The organism is Ochrobactrum sp. SSR (genome assembly GCF_030067775.1).
GTDB classification, from domain to species: domain Bacteria; phylum Pseudomonadota; class Alphaproteobacteria; order Rhizobiales; family Rhizobiaceae; genus Brucella; species Brucella teleogrylli.
This window is the reverse complement of the sequence record NZ_CP125971.1, coordinates 1,002,388-1,020,029: the sequence shown is the minus strand read 5'-3', so window position 1 is coordinate 1,020,029 and position 17,642 is coordinate 1,002,388. Positions and strand designations below refer to the sequence as shown.

The following is a 17,642-nucleotide window of genomic DNA, read 5'->3' as shown; positions in this document are numbered from 1 at the left end:
TCACGGAGCCAGACTTGCCAGAAACCTTGTTAAGGGACCCGGGGCACGATTGAGGATTTCGACATCGTTCTTTTTCCGAATAGCTCGGCGGACAATTCTAGCGCCTAGATAGCGCACAGGTTCGGGCGGAAGTTTGGTCCGCTTTTCGATCCCGACCAGTCCGCACCGGCTCCATTTATCCGTCCAGCCCAAGACAAGGCTTGCCATGATGCGGCCTGCAACCGGTGTTTGGGCTATGCCGGTGCCGTTAAAACCGAGAGCATAAAAAATATTGGAATGCTGCTTGAGATGATCGAACACCGGCAGATGTTGTGCAGTGCAATCGATCGGACCGCTCCAGTCATAAAGAATCGGCACATTTTTCAGCTGAGGATAAACCCGGTGAAGCTCCCGGATATTGTCAGCGCCGCCATCACCGCTGCGGTTGAAACGAGCGTCAATTCGATCCTTATAGGTGATGCCGCCTGTTCCCCGTCCGAAAACAACCTGACCGGATGGCGTGCGTTGATAGTAGAGCACGTGATGCTGCGCATCGCAGATTGAAGCGCCATCGATCCATCCGATGCGTTCGAGCACATTTTCCGCAGGTGCCGTCGCGATGAGCTGACTGCTCACGACATAAAGATATGGATGCAATTCGGGGATTGCGGAAGCCCACGCATTGATGGTCAAAACGACCTTCGCGGCGGAAAGCGTTCCATGTGCCGTTCGAAGTTTCGGTTGCTCGCCTGTGACGATCTCCAGGACGGGGCTTTGCTCATGAATGACAATTCCCCTCGCAAGAGCCAACTGGCGAAGGCCCAGAGCAAGCTTTGCCGGCTGGACAGTGCCTGCCCGGTCTTCCACGATACCGACATAAGAAGCCTTCGAACCGGTGCGGCGTTCGATGTCTTCTGCACTCAATGTCCGGAATGGATTAGATCCGGATTTCTGACAGAGATCGTAAGCCTTGGACCAGGCGCCTTCCTGGGCCGAAGAGCTGGCCGTCCAAAGCCAACCGTCAAGCCGCAGATCCATGTCGATGGTTCCGCGATCCTGCAAAGCTTTCAATTCGTCGATCGCATCGCATGTCGCCTGGCACAGCATGCGCGCATCGTCATCGCCCACGAGGTCGCGCAACATGTCGATTTCGGCAAACCAGCTATGCACCTGCCCGCCATTGCGTCCCGATGCGCCGGAACCGCAAAAATCCGCTTCCAGGATCGTGATACGCGTCTGCGGCGCTTGTTCCTTGATCCGCAGCGCCGTCCACAGTCCGGCATATCCTCCGCCAACAATTGCAATATCGCATTGTTCGTCGCCGGTGAGAGGTGCGGCGATCCTGTCAGCGCTGATGCTTTGCAGCCAGAAAGAACGGTCCTGTTTCGCGGCGACAATGGGTGGTCGCATTTTAATAATGCTCATATTCAGACCTTTTGCGCTGTTGCGATGACGTCATCGTATTTGCTGAGCAGCCATTGCGGGATGGGCTGCACGCGCTGCGGAAAACCGCCAAGATGCGTGCAGGTTTCGGATGCGCGGATAGCTGCCTGACGAAGTGCCGCCTCTTCGGAATAACCTTCAAAGAAATGGGCCGTCAGAAAGGTCGCGATAAAGCTGTCGCCGGCACCGCAGGTATCCACCACGCTTACAGGCACCGAGCCTGCCGAAAACAATTGGCTTCCATTGTCGTAGAATGAACCGCGCTTTCCGCAGGTCACGACAATCTTCTGCGCGCCAGCCTGCTTGAATCGCGCGATCAACGGCTCCACCGGCTCTTTTGGATCGTCGGGACCCGACGCAAAAACAAGCGGAACACCTTCAAGCGACAGGTCGAAATGCCGTGTCGAGACGTCCACGCTGAACCCGATCCCGTCTTGCACCAGCTTGCGCACCAGTTTTTCACTGGAATGGGTCCCAAGATGGGTCCAGTCGGATAAGAGCAATTCCTGATATCGCTGTGTATCCGGAATGTAGTTCTCGCCGACGCCCAGAGATTCAAGCAGGAAATGTCTTTCGCCTGCATCATCGGTCAACAGCGTAACCGCTGATTTTCCTTGCAGAATTTCAACGTCATCACGCGCCAGTCCGGCATCATCGATAATGCCAAGCATGATATCGGCTTCTTGATCGGGAGCCAGGGCGCCAAAATAGCGGGCACCATATCCAAGCCGTTTCCATTGCACGGCGACATTGAGGGCGTTTCCGCCAACCGTGACAAAACCCTTGTTCAGATAAGCATCAAGACAATTGTCACCGACGGCAATAAGATTGGGATTTGCGTTCTTCATCATCATTCCGCAGTATCAAAATGAGGAGCGATTGCATCAAGGCAGCGCCGCCAGGCCGCAGCCGGGTCCAGCGCATACGAACCATTGCCAAAGGGCTCGAAGGTCAAAGTACCCTCGAAAGAATGGTCAGAGATTTCGGCAAGATAACCGTCCAGTGGAAGGTTTCCGTCGCCCCAGACAAGGTGCCCTGACGGAGTTCCGTCAACGATATGAATATGGGCAAGGCGCTTGCCAAATCGCTTCATATAGCCACCGACCTGATCTCCGGCAGCAGCCATCGCAACCAGATCGAGGACCAGATCGACATTATTGGCATTCAGGTCCCGCCAAAGCCGTTCGAGATCGGCGGCATTGTTGGCGATGTTGCTTTCAAGACGCTGCAAGGGTTCGAGCAGACATCTGATACCAAGGCCGGCTGCATGTGTAGCAATTTTGCTCAAGGATTCAACGGTGTGAGCCCAGGCGAGATGGCGGCTCTCGCATTCAAAGCCACGACCGGGCGTCAAAAAGAGATAGCTCGCGCCCAGTTCGGCACTGATATCAGCTGCACGCAGGAAGCAATCCACACTCTTCTCGCGATAGGTCCTGTCGCCCGAGGCTATATTGACCGGATACAGGACCTGCTCGGGTGTGAAGCAATGTACACTGATCCCGTTATCGCCGAGAATTGAGCGGAGTTCCGCCAGTCGCGCCGGGCTGCCATGAAACAGATCGAGATGGGGGGCTATCCCCCAAAGCTCCATGCGTTTGAAACCCATCTGGCGAAGTTGCCCGGCAACCCATTGGAAGGGATGGTGCTGAAAGGAGAAATTCGCACCGATCAACTGTTCACGTCTTAACATTTCTCGCTCCGTTATTTGCCGATGCCTTCAGCCAGACCGCGTATGAAGAAGCGCTGTGCGGCGAAGAAGACAATCAGGATTGGGAGTGCGGACAATGTCATTGCGGCAAAGACAACGGCATAGTTTGTTCCGTGTTTTGCCATGATGGACGTCAACCCCACTGGCAGGGTCTGGACATCGGCGCCACTGGTAAAGATCATGGCGAAAAGATATTCGTTCCAGGCAAAAAGAACGTGCAGGATCACGCAGGAAACGAGGATCGGTTTGCAAAGCGGCAAGGTCACCCGCCAGAAAATCTGGCCCTCGCTTGCGCCGTCCATCACCGCCGCTTCGTCGAGATCGCGCGGAAGCCCCAACATATAGGCGCGAATGAGGAAGGTGGTGAACGGGATACGGAATGCCGTGTAGAGTATGATAAGCGCCCAGTAGGTGTTATAGAGGCCGAGCTGTTGCATGATCCGCACCAGCGGAATAACCGCGACCGTGGGGCTCAACATCAGGCCGCCAAGCACTAGGCCGACAAAGAAAGGCTTGCCCGGCAGTTTCGACCGTGTCAGGCCATAGGCGGTCCAGGCGCTTATCAACACCGTACAGACAGCCGAAACCAGCGTGACGATGATGCTCGTTGCAATATAGTTCCTGATGCCCTGGTTCCAGGCAGCGATGTAGTTATCGAGCGTAAAGCCCGTCGGCAACGCAAACGGTTCGCCGAATATCTCGGAATTGGTTTTGAAGCCGTTCAAAGCCATCCACAGAAGCGGATAGATAACCACAATACCGAGGCAGATCAGAAAGGTCACGAGACAGACCTTGGCCAGTATCTGCACGAAATCGGTGGGTTCCGTTTCGCGTGTCTGATAGGAGGCGTTCATAGATACACCCTCCGTCTCTTTGTGTACCAAAGCTGTCCGAAGCCCGCCAGCAGCGTAATGATAAAGATTACCGATGCGATGGCTGCGCCATAACCGAAATCGTTTTCAATGAAGCCCTGCTGGTAGAGCCATGTTCCAAGCACCTGACTGGAGTTGTTGGGACCGCCGCCCGTCATCACCATGACTTCGTTGAAGACCTGAAAAGCACCGGTGATGGTAACGATCACCATGAGGCCGGTCATTTCACGCGTCAGCGGAAAGGTGATGTTCCACAAGCGGCGCCACATACCGGCGCCATCCATGATCGCCGCATCGTAGAGTTCGCGCGGGATCTTCTGGATTGCAATGGCAAACAACAAGGTCGAGTATCCGAAGCCCTGCCACTGGCTCATTGCGATGATTGCATAGGTCGCGGTCTGTTCTTCTCCCAACCATGCGCGAGACCAGGCGCCCAGCCCCAGATGGGTCAAGGCGGAGTCCAGCAGCCCGATATCGGGCTGATAAATGAAGTAGAACAACAGCCCCGTCACGGTGATCGAAATCGCCGACGGTACGAAATAGACGGCGCGCCAGAACCTGCGCCAGGTTTCCTGTTGCAAACCTTCAATGATCGCAGCAAGCACGAATGCGCCAAAAACCTGGAAAACAACTGAAATGACTGCATAAAGCGTGTTGTTGAGAATTGCCGTCCATATTACCGGATCGTCTTGCAGACGCCGATAATTATCCAGACCGACAAAGGCTGTTTCACCCGTAAAAATATCCTGATTTGTCGTACTGACGATGAAATTGTCTATGATTGGATAATAAACAAACCACAAGATCAGAACGAACGCGATCAGAACCCAACGGAACGACAGCAGCTTCGCCAGCAAACCGGACTTGTCCAATTCGGACCCGTCCGGTCGGGAGACGCCGTTTTTGACGGCCTCCCCCCTTATATTCACGCTTCATGACAGTCATCGGCCGACAACATCCTTATTTGGAAGAGGCTGCTGCTTGTTTCACCTTTTCCATAACCTGCTCCGGTGTCATGGAACCACCAATCAGGGCTTGCAGACTTGAAAGCCAGGCAGCGGCGACGCGCGGTGGGTTTGCAGTATCGAGCCACGGCACCAGATAGGACGAATCCGCGATAATCTTGAGCCCTTCAACGACAGATGGGTTCATGCTCTCGGACGAATAGCCGCCGACAGTGGCGCTGGGCTGCCCATAAGGCGGCGCCGACAGAACCTTGCCGTTTTCCGGAGAAGTGATGAACTTCATGAAGTCGATGGCTAGCGGAACATTCTTCGATGCCGCATTGATCATGTAGCCCTCGGGCGCGCCTTCGATCGATTTGACGTCGCCCTTTGCATCCTTGGGTGCGGGTAGCTTAAAGAAGCCGAAGTCTTCCTTCTTCAATGCGCCATCGGCTGTGCTCTGGTCGAATTCGATGATTTCCTGATAGTACATTGCGGACTTGCCGTTGCTGAACTGTTGCAGTGCCGAGGCATAGGACGAGCCGTTGGTACCTGCACCGTCCGAACATTCGTCGGTGAGCTGCTTCAATTGCTTCAGGCTCTCGACATAACCTGCATCCGAATATTCGGCGGTTTTCGGGTTGAAGTCCTTTTCAAGTGTCGCTTGCGGTACGTTATAGGCGAGAAGCTGTCCAGCGAAATGCACCGCCGGCCATCCCTCTTTGTTTCCAAACGAAATCGGCACCACATTGGACTTGCGCAAGGCGGCACACGCGCCGATCAACTCATCGAAACTCTTCGGTTCGGCCACTCCAGCCTTGGCAAAAAGCGCCTTGTTGTAGCCCATGAACTTGGCGTCCAGATAAAGCGGAATTCCGTATAACTTGCCATTATACTGGAAGGCGCTCACAGCGGCATGGGCAAGCTGTTGTCCCCATGGCGTATCCGGACCGATGACCTTGGTCAGATCTACTGCACGATTGCCGCGCACGAAGTTCTCACCCCAGCTACCGGTCCAGGTGAAATAGATATCCGGCAAGGAATTCGATGCGACCAGAGCCTTGGTCTTTCCCTTTACGCTATCGTCACTTTCCTGGATAAGCTCAACCTTTACATCAGGATGCAGCTTCTCGTATTCCTTGGCGGCATTAACGAAATAAGGTGAAAGCTGCTGGAGGCCGAACTTCGTCAGAATGCTCAACGTGCCGGAATATTCGACCGGAGCATCGGGTTCGGCAACAACGGCGTCCTTTGCAAGGGCTACATCGATATTGCTTGCGGCCAATCCAAGCACCATGAGCGATGCGAGGCTTGTGGTGCTCAAAAACGTCTTGCGTTTCATTTCAAAGTTCCTCTCTTTTGGCTATTGTTTCTTGATATTCGTCTGAATACGGAAACCCGATCCGGCGGAGCCGGACCGGGAACTGTTTTAGTACTCGACGCGCTTATAATAACGCCGTGTGGTCAGCGGATGGTCGCGCAGCACTTCCAGATGAGCACTCAGGCGCTCCAGCATGGTTGCGAGGATGATCGGAGAAATCAAGCTCCGCGTCTTCTCGGAAACACCCGGCAGCTTGGCTGTGGCTGCGTCGAGAATACGAACTTTATCCGTGTAGCGCTTGGCGAAATTCTCAACCCGGTCCGTCAGCGGACGGCAGGCATCCTCACCCTTGAAAATGAACAGGCTGACACCCGGTTCTACCAGCTCCAGCGTGCCATGGAAGAAATCCGAAGCATGAACAGGACGCGTCCTAATCCATTGCATTTCTTCAAGAATGCACATGCCGTAATAATGAGCCTCTGGCCACGCAGATCCCGCCCCTGTGAAGATATGGTAGTTCTCGTCTTTGATTTCCTGCGCAAGCGCGGCTGCGCTTGCTTCAAAATCTTCCTTCACGGAGACCAGCAGTTCGGGAAGCAGCTTCAGTTCGGAAACCGTTGCATCGAAATCGGCATATTCATCGCGTTCGGCCAGCAGCGCCAGCACGATGAGCAAGGTCTGCAGGTAGAACGATTCCGACGACGTGTCGTCCTCCGCAAAATTCGTGAAGTTGTAATCGGCATCGAGCCCGAGAGGCGTATCCTTGTGTCCGGTCAGCGAAAGGGTTTTCACACCCTTCTTTTTCAAGAACGCGAGAAGCTGCACGCTTTCCTTGGTCGTCCCCGACAGGGATGGAAGGATAACCAGCGCCTTTTCGTCCAGTCCGGCGGGCGCTTCGAGGACAACCTGGGCGGAAAATGCCGCTGAAACCGGAAACACCGTCGAGTTGCGCGCAAGCTCGATCGCGGGCTGGGTCAGAAACTGCACACCGCCCGTCCCCATGAAGAAAATGCGTTCCAGGCCGTCGTCGAGCAACTTACGCACCAAAGCGCGTACATCGTCGGCGATTGCGACCGAGCCGCCCTGTATTTTCACAAAGCGATCTTTATCGAAGTTGAGCATTACTACCTTCCCGTTTGCGCAGTTGAAACCTCGAGAAAAGCCCGAACCGGTTTTGCGCCTGTAACTCGTTGAGACAATGTGAGATCGATCTCACATATATCTAGCGCACAAGAATTTTCTTCTGGCAAGTGGGTTTTTGAAATTTTTTAAAGGGCCAGGTTTTGTTCGTCGTCAGCTTAACGACGGCTTACCGAACCTCTGACTATCAGCTTGGTTTCAAAGCTTATTTTCTGCGGAGGTCCCTTTTTCCCCGCGATTTTCTCAAGCAGGAGCCGGCCCGCGGCCCGACCGATTTCCGACACCGGCTGAGCAACGACAGTGATCTGCGGATCGGTAAAAGTGGCCAGATTAAAATCGTCAAAGCCAATCAAAGACACATCGTGGGGAATCGATATACCCATCGAGCGGAACGCCAAAAGCGCGCCCTGCGTCATCAAACTGTCCACCGTGAACAGTGCTGTCGGAGGATTTCGGCGGCTGAACAGGCGTATGGTCGCATCGATGGCGTGTTCAACCGTCGATTGCGAGACCGATATCATTTTTTCATTCGGCTCTATACCATGCGCGAGCAACGCAGTCTTGTAACCGTTGAAACGCTCGCTTGACGTAAAGATGCGCGCATCGTCTTGCAAAAGCGCAATATTCTGGTGCCCCATTCCAATCAGATACTCAATGGCCTTTCGCGCGCCGCCTTCATTGTCAACAAGGACGCTGTCGCACTCAATGCCTGGCGCCGCACGATCGATCAGCACCACGGGCACATTCTCATCGATCAGACGTTGCAGATGCTGATTATCCTCGGCTGAGGTTGGCGCTACTATGAAACCTCGAATGCTGAGCGATTGCAAACTCGCCAGCAAGGATTTTTCCAGTTCCAATTGTTCTTCGCTGCTGGCGATGATGAGATTGTGCCCTTCTTCGCGCGCCAGCACTTCCACATCATGGGCAATTTTTGCAAAGAACGGATTTTGTATATCGCCGAGAACACAACCGATAATCGGAAGTTGACCGCTGCGCAAAGCCTGGGCCAGTCGATTGCCTCTATACCCGAGCTTCTCGGCGGCGGCCTGAACTTTTAGCGCCGTTTCATCACCAACATAACCGTAGCTGTTGAGCGCACGAGCAGCAGTGGCGCGCGAGACTTTTGCTAATGCTGCTACATCCTTCAAGGTCGCCGTTTTTTGCGTCATGTCATTTTCACAACTGATGATCCTTGACAGTAGTTATCATCCGCAGAGGCGCAAGAGTAGTACCGTTTATCAAATGATTTGCAGGCTGATCGATCGAAGATTATTTGGGCTCTGATCTATTGTGCGGTGAAAGGCCGGGCATATCAAAACAGCTTTCGTCGTATAGAACGGAATCGACCCGTCAACCATTCTGACACTCTCGTGATGCGCTGATTGCCAGTCAAGATTTTCGGTTCCGGCTCACGTCGGTAGTGACATGCAGGCATACATGTAGAAACGAGCCGCAGTTGAGGCACTTCGGCTTGACCTCACTTAGACACAGTTCGTTGCGCAAAATACTGTGCTGGAGTACTGCCGAGAGCCTTTTTGAACATGGTGATGAATGCGTTCACGGAGTCGTACCCCAGCGCGGCCGCAACATTCTGAACGCTCTCGCCACTTGCAAGTTCACGAAGTGCCGCGACCAAGTGGAGTTGTTGTCTCCAACGCCCGAAGGTCAGTCCTGTCTCGCGGATCAACAGGCGCGCCAACGATCGCTCGCTCATCGCCATCCGGTTTGCCCAATCGCTCAACGTACTACGATCTGAAGGCTTGATCGTCAGCGCATCTGCTATGGCACGGATTTTTGGATGGTTGGAAATCGGCAGGTTGAACCGTTCACGGGGCATCTGCACAAGTTCATCAAGGACCACCCGCACAATCCGGGCGGGGTGGCTGTCGGGGAGATAGTCAGCTTGCTCGCTAGCAAGCCGATCCACCATCTCTCTGATCATGGGAGATACCGACAATGTGCAACTAGTTTCCGGCAAATTCGCCGCATGCGGCTCGACGAATAGATAGTTCAGTCGGGCATTCGCTGTCGCGCGTGCGCTATGGGGCACGCCGCCGGGAATCCAGACCCCGCAATTGGGGGGTACAATCCAGATATCGTTGCCCGCAGTGCAGGTCACAGCTCCATGTAGAGTGAGGATCAACTGACCCTTTCTGTGTACGTGAAGAGGCACTTCCGCCTCATGATCGGCGAAATCAAGTTTGTGGGCGACCGCAGGCAGAAGCGTGAGGTCAGGATCGAAAACTGAAACAACAGAACGCAGCACCGACATCAGAATGGCCATTTTTAGATATTTTATGTCATAATACTGAATTTATTTGCGCGCGCAAATAGGACACAACTGGCGGGATGAACACCGCGCAGCCTCTTAACACTCTCTCATACAGGGCCTTCGAAGCCTTTCGAGTTCAAACGAGCTTCCTCCGTACTCCCTCCATGATCGCGGATGCGGATGCTATATTGTTTTCGGCAAAGAGCTTTGCCGCAGCGATGCTTGCCTACTACATTTCGCTACGGATCGGTCTTCCAAAACCGTTCTGGGCGATTGTCACAGTCTACATCGTCTCACAGACGTCTGCCGGAGCGTCGCTCAGCCGTGGTGTCTATCGCTTCGCTGGGACGTTTGTCGGCGCCATAGTAACGGTCGCGATTGTTCCAAACTTCGTGAACGATCCGATTGTGTGCAGCGTCGTGCTTGCGGGTTGGATCGGTCTCTGCCTGTTTTTCTCGCTGCTTGATCGCACACCACGCGCCTATGCCTTTGTTCTCGCCGGGTATACAACGAGCCTGATCGGGTTCCCGAGCGTGCTTGATCCCGGCGCAGTTTTCGAGACGGCTTCGGTGCGCGTCCAGGAAATCTCGATCGGGATTCTGTGTGCGGTCCTGATCCATCGCTACATCCTGCCGAAACACATGACCGGCCAGTTTACCTTCAAGTTGTCGGCCACTCTGCGAAACGCCCGTCGACTGGCGGACGATGCATTGAGCGGAACCCGGGGAGAAAACTGTCGCGACCGTCACCAGCTTGCAGCGGACCTGCTAGCAATCCAAGGGCTTGCCACGCATCTGCCCTATGATCCAGCTCCAACGCCATCACGGCGGATACTGCAACTCATCCATGACCGGCTCGCGAGATTGCTGTGGCTCTCAGCCGAGGTCAAAGAGCGAATTGAAGCACTTCGCGCCGGCGACGGCGATGCCCCCGCTGAGTTGATCCTTCTGGTTGGCGAAACCAGAACCTGGGCCGCAAATGCCGAAATGCAAGACTGGGAGGCTGCCGCGGGCCGACTCATCGCGCACGCACGATCACTCCAGAAGCGTTTGGGCTCCGATGCTACTATGCCCGGCGACAGGCTTGCTGCCAACCTCGCAGGTCATCTGGCCGAGATGGTTGGTTTGTTACAGGATTGCGATAGGCTGCAACGGAACATCGCAGCGCCTGGGCAAGTGCCAGATGTCAAACCGCTTCATGGCCTGAAACGCGCGAAAGGCTATGTCTATCACCGCGATCCGTGGATGGCGGGACGCACTGCGTTCGGCGCGATCATCGGTATTCTCATCGGCTGCGCCTTCTGGATATGGACGTCTTGGCCGGAGGGCGGAATGGCAGTATCCATTCTTGGCGTCTGCTGCACCTTGTTCGGCAATTTCGATGCGCCTGTGCCCTTTGTTGTCAAGTATATCGTCGGCTCAATTTACGGGGTCGCGATCAGCCTAATCTACAGCTTCGTCATCCTGCCCCAGGTGACTAACTTCGGGGTTCTTGTCGCGGTGCTCGCTCCGGCGTTCCTGTTCGCCGGCTCTCTCCAGGCACGCCTACCCACAACCTTCATGGCGCTCGGCATCACGCTGACTATTCCAATCCTATCGGCTCTCGGCCCCTATTACACAGGCGACTTTTCCACTTCACTCAACGGTGTAATCGCGTTGTTTGCTGCAGTCGGCTTCGGTGCTGTGAACATGTCCTTGTTCCAGACCGTGCCGGTTGACGGGGCGATCAATCGCTTGCTTCGCTTGAGCCGTCGGGACGTTGGCCGCCGCGCGCTTGGCGCTGCGCCTAACGAAGCGCGCTGGACAAGCCTGATGATTGATCGGACAGCCTTGCTTCTGCCAAGGTTGCGGCTGACCGGCAACGCCTATCCGGATGTGCTCGACGATACGCTTAACCATCTTCGCATAGGGCATGTCGCTGGACAGCTTCGCAAGACGATCCCGCAGATCAAGGGCGAGATCAGCATAGAACTGAGAGAACTTTTATCAGTCATCGCCAGACACTTCAGTGGCCATAACCCGTCAACATCTCCCGACCTCCTCGACCTCGATAAGAAGATAGAGACCCTGATCGAGAAGACAGCCGGTAGCGTGCTTAGGAACCGCCTGCAGATTGTCGATCAGCTCATCGACATGCGGTTCGCGCTTGGCTCTCAAACCGACAGGAGGATCACAACCGATGATCGTTGATCTCAATATCGGAGGTGTCCTGATCCCCGGCCTTGTCGCGCTCGCGGTCGTCGCGCTGATCGCCACCATGGTAGTGCTGCGCCTGATTACCGCCTCGGGTCTCAATCGCCGGTTCGCTTATCGGCCGCTCTTCGAACTCGCCACCTTTGTTATCCTCTACGGTCTGCTCGTGCAGTACCTGCCATGGATCGGACTCTTGCCTTGAAACCTGTTCTATCCCTGCTTGGGCGGTATGCCCTGACCCTTTGCATCGTCGCCATCTCCGCCTTTATCGCACTGGAGGCGTGGAACTATTACGAGCGGACGCCCTGGACACGCGATGGACGGGTTGGCGTCGATGTCGTACAGATTGCGCCGGAAGTCTCTGGGACAGTCAGTGCCGTTCCGGTGATTGATAATCAATATGTGCGTCGGGGAGACATCCTTTACGAGATCAACCCCGAGCGGCTCAGGTTGGCAGTTTCGTTGGCTGAGGCTGAGGTAGAAGCCAAACGTCAGGATATGGTGGTTCGTCAGACGACAGCACGGCGGCACAGTAAGCTCAAAGACGTTGTCTCCCAGGAGGCGATCCAGCAATCAAGCGGCGCGGCTGCGGTGGCTGGCGCCGCCTATCAGTCAGCGATGGCGGCGCTTGAGCTAGCCAAGCTTAACCTCGCCCGATCAACTGTTCGCGCACCAGTTGACGGCTATGTCACCAACCTAAGGCTTCGGCCAGGCGACTTTGCAACCGCCGGCGTGACGAAGGTCGCAGTCTTGGATGCAGCGAGCTTCTGGATTACTGGCTACTTCGAAGAGACTAAAATCTGGAAGATCCGCGGTGGTGACCCGGCACGGATCATGCTGATGGGTTTTGATCAGCCCATATTCGGCCATGTTGAAAGCATGGGCCGCGGGATAGACAACAGCAATGATACGCCCGGTCATCTCGGCCTGCCCAATGTCGCAGCCACATTTTCCTGGGTACGGCTTGCCCAGCGCATCCCTGTGCGCATCCAAATCGATCAGGTACCGTCCGGTGTTGAACTCGCGGCTGGTATGACAGCAACTGTTGAAATTATCTCTGTTAAATAAATAGTCGGCGCCGATGAACTCTTCGTCCAATATTTCATCGGCAATTATCAACACCGTCGCAACTGTGTTTAGTTTTGAACCAGCTCTTTCCCGAGGCGGAAGAAAAAACCTGTCAACGGCTGGAGGCTCCCGCTCTCCGGGTAATCGAGGCAGATATGGTGGCATGGACCGATCCGTTACATGCGTTTTCCGGAAGGTTTTGACGTAGAGTCAAGAAAAATCGTGCTTCAACCCGACAGCTTTAGACGGGTTGCCGTTCCAGACAGCCAGTCAGAATCATGAACGATGTCGCCAACTTTGAAGATGACGTCTAACATTCTATAGTAAAGCTGAGAAAAGGGTTGGCCAAATCATTGTCGATCTCCACGACCAACATCCATGATCGCCTATCAGCCGTCATTCATCTCCCACCTAATTAGGCTGTTGGCTGTTTTTCGCTCTGTTACAGCTGGTAACTGAAGATCAGTCGAGGAATTGCTTCAGCTTCTGCATCGCCCAACAGAAAGTGACCGCCTTCGGACATATTGAACAAAGGTCAGTGCAACCAGCTTATTAGGCCACTGCTATTTGAATATGGGCGGCATCAATGGAACTCACCCGAATGCGTGCAGCCTGGCGATACGCGCGCGGTGTAAGCCCGGTTTCCCTCCGGAAGTACCTATTGAAATTGGACAGATTATTGAAGCCTGCTTCAAAGCAGATATCTGTCACCGGCTTTTCTGTTTCGGTTAGGAGCGTGCGCGCGCGCCACACGCGCACAGACCGGCTGTAATCGGAAAAAGCCAATCCCGTCAGCCGTTTGAAAGCACGTGAAAAGGCGGAAGACTCCAGCCCCACAGCTGCCGCTACATCCTGCATCTGCATCGATGGTGTGGACTGCAGAAGCTGTATCGCCTTATCAATGCGACGGTGGCGCTTGTCTGAATTCTCGTTGTAGGACGAGACGAAATGTGAACTGGCTAGAAGGCGTTTTTCCGGGGCGGTTTCTATGGCTTGCAGGATATCGATAAACAAGCCCAGTCCGCCGCTTTGCCCCGTCTTGTTCAGATCGAGAATCATCTCACCGATCCGCCCTGCCGCCGCCCCCATTATTTCGATGCCTTGCATCGAAAGAGGTTTCAAGCGGTGAAGCACCTCAAATTCGGGGCAGATAGCGCGAATCCCTATTAGGGCATCGGCATCGAACTGCAACACCAGATCACGTCCGGGAAGGTTTGTCGCCCCGGGCGTAATCCAGTTATGTGGTAGGTTGGTTCCCGTCAGCACCAGATGGCCGGGCGCAAAGGAGCCGACATAATCGCCGACATAAGCGAGGCCCTTGGCGCCGGGGATATAATGGATTTCCCATTCGGGATGATAGTTCCAGATACAAATCGCTATCGGATAGTCATCGCGCCGAATGAGATAGGATTTCCCCTCCGGGAGTTGAATCCTCTCACGTGTCGCCGCAAAGGCATTCGGGGTCTGTTGCGATTCTTTCGATGGAATTGACATATCTGATCGGTAAAAACCCCCATATTTTGTCATAATAGTATTAGTTGATGTCGAAAAGCAATCTAGTGCTTTTTGCGATGTTCCATGAAATTTCACGTGTCAGGCGCTTATCAAAAGCGTCTTATGGGGAGGATGACAATGAAACGTGCTATTTTGGGCGCGAGCGTCGCATTGGTTGCGCTCGTCGCTGCTTCCAACAGTTTTGCCGCAGCCGTATGTGAAAAAGACCTGCGCATTCTCGCGCAACCACGCGACGGTTTGACCCTTCTTGAAAAAGAAGTCGATGAGTTCGAGAAGCTTTCGGGCGCTGGTTTCGAGATCAGCTATCTGAATGAAAATGACCGCCGCGCCAAGTCGCAGGCCGATGCCTCGACCGTTGGCAGCTACAATGTCTATTACGTGGACGAAGCCAATTTGGCGCTGTTCGCATCGTCGGGCTGGATTGTGCCGCTCGAAGGCTTCTATCCGAAGGAATACGACTACAGCGATTTCGATGCCGGTATGCGCGCTGCTGCGACTTACGATGGCAAGCAGTGGTTTGCTCCGATACAAGGCGGCGGCGACCTTCTTGTTTATCGCACCGATCTCCTGGAGAAGGCGGGCATTCAACCACCGAAGACCTGGGACGAATATAAGGCTGCAGTTGCCAAGCTGCACGATCCCCAGAACGGTGTTTATGGCACGGCATTGCGCGGACAGCGCGGTTCAGGCGCCAATGTTTGGCGCTGGATGCCTCTGTTCAAAGCACTTGGAGGCGAGTGGTACAAGGACGGCAAGCCGGCATTCAATTCCGACGCGGCTGTAAAGGCGACGCAGGAATATCTGGATATGTTCAAGTATTCCGCGCCCGGCACACAGACCGGTTCGTGGGATGAATCCACCGGCGCGTTTCGCGCAGGTAAAGTGGCAATCCTGATCGAGATCCGCTCCGCTGGGTGGCATGTCCGTCGACAAGGCACAAAGCCAGGTTGCCGACAAGGTCGGCTTCTCTGTGCCGCCGACACCACTGCCCGGTGCGGGTTATGCACATGGCTTTGCCATTGCCTCCAAGGCGAACGTCACGGATGCAGACAAGGCATGTGCGGGACTATTCGTGGCATGGGCCACATCGAAGGAACAGGAGGCGCGGCGTCTGGCTGCTGGTCAGCCGGGCGAGTTGACCCGCACCAGTACGTTCCAGAGCCCTGAATATGCCAAGACCTTTGGCCAAAATCTCTCCGATGCCATGGCTGCTACCGGAGAGCGGACGCAGGTTACCTTCTGGCAAGATCCACGTTGGCAGGAGCTGGGTAACCAGTGGGGTATCATGCTGGAAGAGCTGATCACCGGGAGCCGCACCGACATAAAGGGCGCGCTTAACGATCTTGAGGCCTTCGCAAACAAGCTCTGATCGCGTTGTCGTAACGCTTGTGTCCGGACACACTTGGGAGAGTGTGTCCGGTGTCACCGACTTTTCATTCTATGCTGCTTTCCCTGTCCGCAATGAGCGGCCAAGGCAGGGAACCGCTTTCTGTCAAGGACTGTTTCATGAAACGTGGACGATCTCTGCCCTTCGTCTTTCTGGGGCCGCCCCTGATTATCCTGATGGTGCTGGCGCTTGTGCCAACTTTGTTCGCCATCAATATCTCGTTCCAGAACCGCACCTTGTCACAAGGTATGGTGCAATATGTCTGGTTTGAAAACTATGTGGCGCTCTTCAGCGATCCGCGCTTTTTGAATGCTCTGTGGGTATCGCTCAAATGGGAATTGCTGACCGTGGCGCTGACCATGCTCGTTGGTGTCAGTTTGGGGATTGCCATGTTCGAAGCCGCCAGCACGCGTATGCGCACTATATTGTGCATCCTATTCATCATACCTGTTCTGCTGCCGCGCGTCTGTGCCGCCTTCGTTTGGAAATTTGCGTTCCATCCCCTCTATGGCGCGCTGACCTGGCCTGTGAGGGAGCTGACTGGCGCTACGCCCGATGTCCTCTCCACCCCGTGGGGCGCGCTCCTGACAGTGACATTCGTCGATGTCTGGCAGTGGGGCCTGTTTTTCGCAGTCATCGTGCTGAAGCTTTTAGAGGCTCTGCCGCCGCAACCCATCGAGGCTGCACGGATCGACAAGGCGACGCGTTGGGATATCCACCGATACATCACGATACCAATGCTCAAAGTGCCGCTGATAAGCCTGTTGCTCGTCAAGGCGATCGAAAGCCTGCGCTCTTTCGATCTCGTCTATGTCATGACGCGGGGTGGGCCGGGCATCTCGACGGAAACGCTCGACATGTACGCCTATTCGCAAGGGTTTATCGAGTCCGGCAAGATTTCCTACGCGTCCTCCATGGCCGTCATCATGATGGTTCTCACAATCGTCGTATTCACCGTCGCATGGAAGAGGCTGAACAGATGAAAATTTCTACACTCTTCCTGCGTGCCCTTCTGTTGCTTGCGGCTGCACTGGTGGTGTTGCCGCTTCTCTGGACGTTTCTCAACGCCTTCAAGACCAATGCAGATCTACTGGTGAGTACGCCGAAACTGGTGTTCCAGCCGGTCTGGGACAATATGAGTTACGTGCTCAACCGCCGCTCGGTGGCACGCGCGTTGACCAATTCGGTTATCATCTGCTCGTCCGCAGTTGTCGTCGGTGCGCTGTTGGGCGTGCCAGCAGCCTATGTGATTGCGCGTTACAAAAACCGGATAACCGCTGAGGCGCAGTTCTTCGTATTGTCGTTGCGTTTCCTGCCGCCGGTGGCTGTGGCTATCCCGATGCTTGTCATCTGGCTCGGTCTTGGCCTCTACGATACTCGTCTGTCGTTGATCGTGACCTATCTGATCACCACGGCCTCAATCACGATCTGGCTTTCTGTTCCAGCTTTTGAGCGCGTCAGTCTTCATGTTGAAGAAGCCGCGCGTGTCGATGGCCTTGGCCGTTACGCAACCTTTTTTCGCGTTGCCTTGCCGATTGCGCGGTTCCAGATATTCGGTGCCTTAGCTTTCGCATTCGTGCTCGTCTGGAACGAGTTTCTGCTTGCCATGATGCTTACCACCTCGAATGCGAAGACGCTTCCGATCATCGCTTCGGAAATGTCCCAGCTTGGCATGAATGTTCCATGGGGCATTCTCAACGCCGCAGTCGTCTTGCTCTCCTTGCCACCGCTTATCCTCCTCGGATTGCTTGCCGGTGGTCTCAATGCAGCTTTTTCAAAGAAACAAAATCAGGACTGA

Annotated in this window: 15 protein-coding genes and 1 pseudogene; 6 read left to right on the top strand and 10 right to left on the bottom strand. The window is 54.7% G+C overall.

The annotated features are described in order from the left end of the window. The 9 genes from QLQ11_RS22255 to QLQ11_RS22215 all read right to left on the bottom strand — a co-directional run bounded on the left by QLQ11_RS22255 (position 1) and on the right by QLQ11_RS22215 (position 9,694). Positions 1-1,389, bottom strand: a complete 1,389-nt coding sequence (locus QLQ11_RS22255) for an FAD-binding oxidoreductase (protein WP_235943012.1) — start codon at positions 1,387-1,389, stop codon at positions 1-3. 17 nt (positions 1,390-1,406) lie between these two features. Beyond that, positions 1,407-2,276, bottom strand: coding sequence for a PfkB family carbohydrate kinase (locus QLQ11_RS22250; RefSeq protein WP_235943013.1), 870 nt, complete (start codon positions 2,274-2,276; stop codon positions 1,407-1,409). Continuing rightward, on the bottom strand, positions 2,273-3,094 hold the full coding sequence (locus tag QLQ11_RS22245; protein WP_371836026.1) for a sugar phosphate isomerase/epimerase family protein: 822 nt from the start codon (positions 3,092-3,094) through the stop codon (positions 2,273-2,275). Before QLQ11_RS22245 ends, QLQ11_RS22250 begins: the two co-directional genes overlap by 4 nt. 29 nt (positions 3,095-3,123) lie before the next feature. Further along, positions 3,124-3,984: a carbohydrate ABC transporter permease gene (locus QLQ11_RS22240; RefSeq protein WP_078340979.1), complete on the bottom strand. Its 861-nt coding sequence runs from the start codon at positions 3,982-3,984 to the stop codon at positions 3,124-3,126. Then, complete coding sequence (locus tag QLQ11_RS22235) at positions 3,981-4,874, bottom strand: carbohydrate ABC transporter permease (RefSeq protein ID WP_371836025.1); 894 nt, start codon at positions 4,872-4,874, stop codon at positions 3,981-3,983. Before QLQ11_RS22235 ends, QLQ11_RS22240 begins: the two co-directional genes overlap by 4 nt. Positions 4,875-4,962: 88 nt before the next feature. Continuing rightward, entirely contained in the window at positions 4,963-6,288 is a 1,326-nt protein-coding gene (locus QLQ11_RS22230; RefSeq protein WP_171319505.1) for an ABC transporter substrate-binding protein, read from the bottom strand. 87 nt (positions 6,289-6,375) lie between these two features. Next, complete coding sequence (locus tag QLQ11_RS22225; protein ID WP_078340982.1) at positions 6,376-7,389, bottom strand: SIS domain-containing protein; 1,014 nt, start codon at positions 7,387-7,389, stop codon at positions 6,376-6,378. Between the two features lie 176 nt (positions 7,390-7,565). After that, the gene (locus QLQ11_RS22220) at positions 7,566-8,579 is read right to left on the bottom strand and encodes a LacI family DNA-binding transcriptional regulator (RefSeq protein WP_124915684.1); all 1,014 of its coding nucleotides are present in this window, start codon (positions 8,577-8,579) and stop codon (positions 7,566-7,568) included. A gap of 308 nt (positions 8,580-8,887) precedes the next feature. Further along, positions 8,888-9,694 (bottom strand): helix-turn-helix transcriptional regulator, encoded by an 807-nt coding sequence (locus QLQ11_RS22215; RefSeq protein ID WP_371830846.1) that lies wholly within the window; start codon positions 9,692-9,694, stop codon positions 8,888-8,890. Between the two features lie 176 nt (positions 9,695-9,870). Between QLQ11_RS22215 and QLQ11_RS22210 the strand changes: the two genes are divergently transcribed. Genes QLQ11_RS22210 through QLQ11_RS22200 form a run of 3 tightly spaced genes read left to right on the top strand, consistent with a single transcriptional unit; the run spans position 9,871 to position 12,942 of the window. Next, positions 9,871-11,871 (top strand): FUSC family protein, encoded by a 2,001-nt coding sequence (locus QLQ11_RS22210; RefSeq protein ID WP_283735389.1) that lies wholly within the window; start codon positions 9,871-9,873, stop codon positions 11,869-11,871. Then, positions 11,861-12,076, top strand: a complete 216-nt coding sequence (locus QLQ11_RS22205) for a DUF1656 domain-containing protein (RefSeq protein ID WP_121539426.1) — start codon at positions 11,861-11,863, stop codon at positions 12,074-12,076. Before QLQ11_RS22210 ends, QLQ11_RS22205 begins: the two co-directional genes overlap by 11 nt. Then, positions 12,055-12,942, top strand: a complete 888-nt coding sequence (locus tag QLQ11_RS22200; RefSeq protein ID WP_121539425.1) for an efflux RND transporter periplasmic adaptor subunit — start codon at positions 12,055-12,057, stop codon at positions 12,940-12,942. Before QLQ11_RS22205 ends, QLQ11_RS22200 begins: the two co-directional genes overlap by 22 nt. A gap of 552 nt (positions 12,943-13,494) precedes the next feature. Here QLQ11_RS22200 and QLQ11_RS22195 read toward each other — a convergent pair. Beyond that, the gene (locus tag QLQ11_RS22195) at positions 13,495-14,436 is read right to left on the bottom strand and encodes an AraC family transcriptional regulator (RefSeq protein WP_171319508.1); all 942 of its coding nucleotides are present in this window, start codon (positions 14,434-14,436) and stop codon (positions 13,495-13,497) included. 138 nt (positions 14,437-14,574) lie between these two features. Here QLQ11_RS22195 and QLQ11_RS22190 point away from each other — a divergent pair. The 3 genes and pseudogenes from QLQ11_RS22190 to QLQ11_RS22180 all read left to right on the top strand — a co-directional run bounded on the left by QLQ11_RS22190 (position 14,575) and on the right by QLQ11_RS22180 (position 17,642). Further along, positions 14,575-15,826, top strand: a pseudogene (locus QLQ11_RS22190) (ABC transporter substrate-binding protein). A gap of 137 nt (positions 15,827-15,963) precedes the next feature. Next, the gene (locus QLQ11_RS22185; RefSeq protein ID WP_171319510.1) at positions 15,964-16,827 is read left to right on the top strand and encodes a carbohydrate ABC transporter permease; all 864 of its coding nucleotides are present in this window, start codon (positions 15,964-15,966) and stop codon (positions 16,825-16,827) included. After that, positions 16,824-17,642 carry a carbohydrate ABC transporter permease gene (locus QLQ11_RS22180; protein WP_283735390.1) on the top strand — a complete coding sequence of 273 codons (819 nt, stop codon included), beginning with the start codon at positions 16,824-16,826 and terminating at the stop codon, positions 17,640-17,642. Before QLQ11_RS22185 ends, QLQ11_RS22180 begins: the two co-directional genes overlap by 4 nt.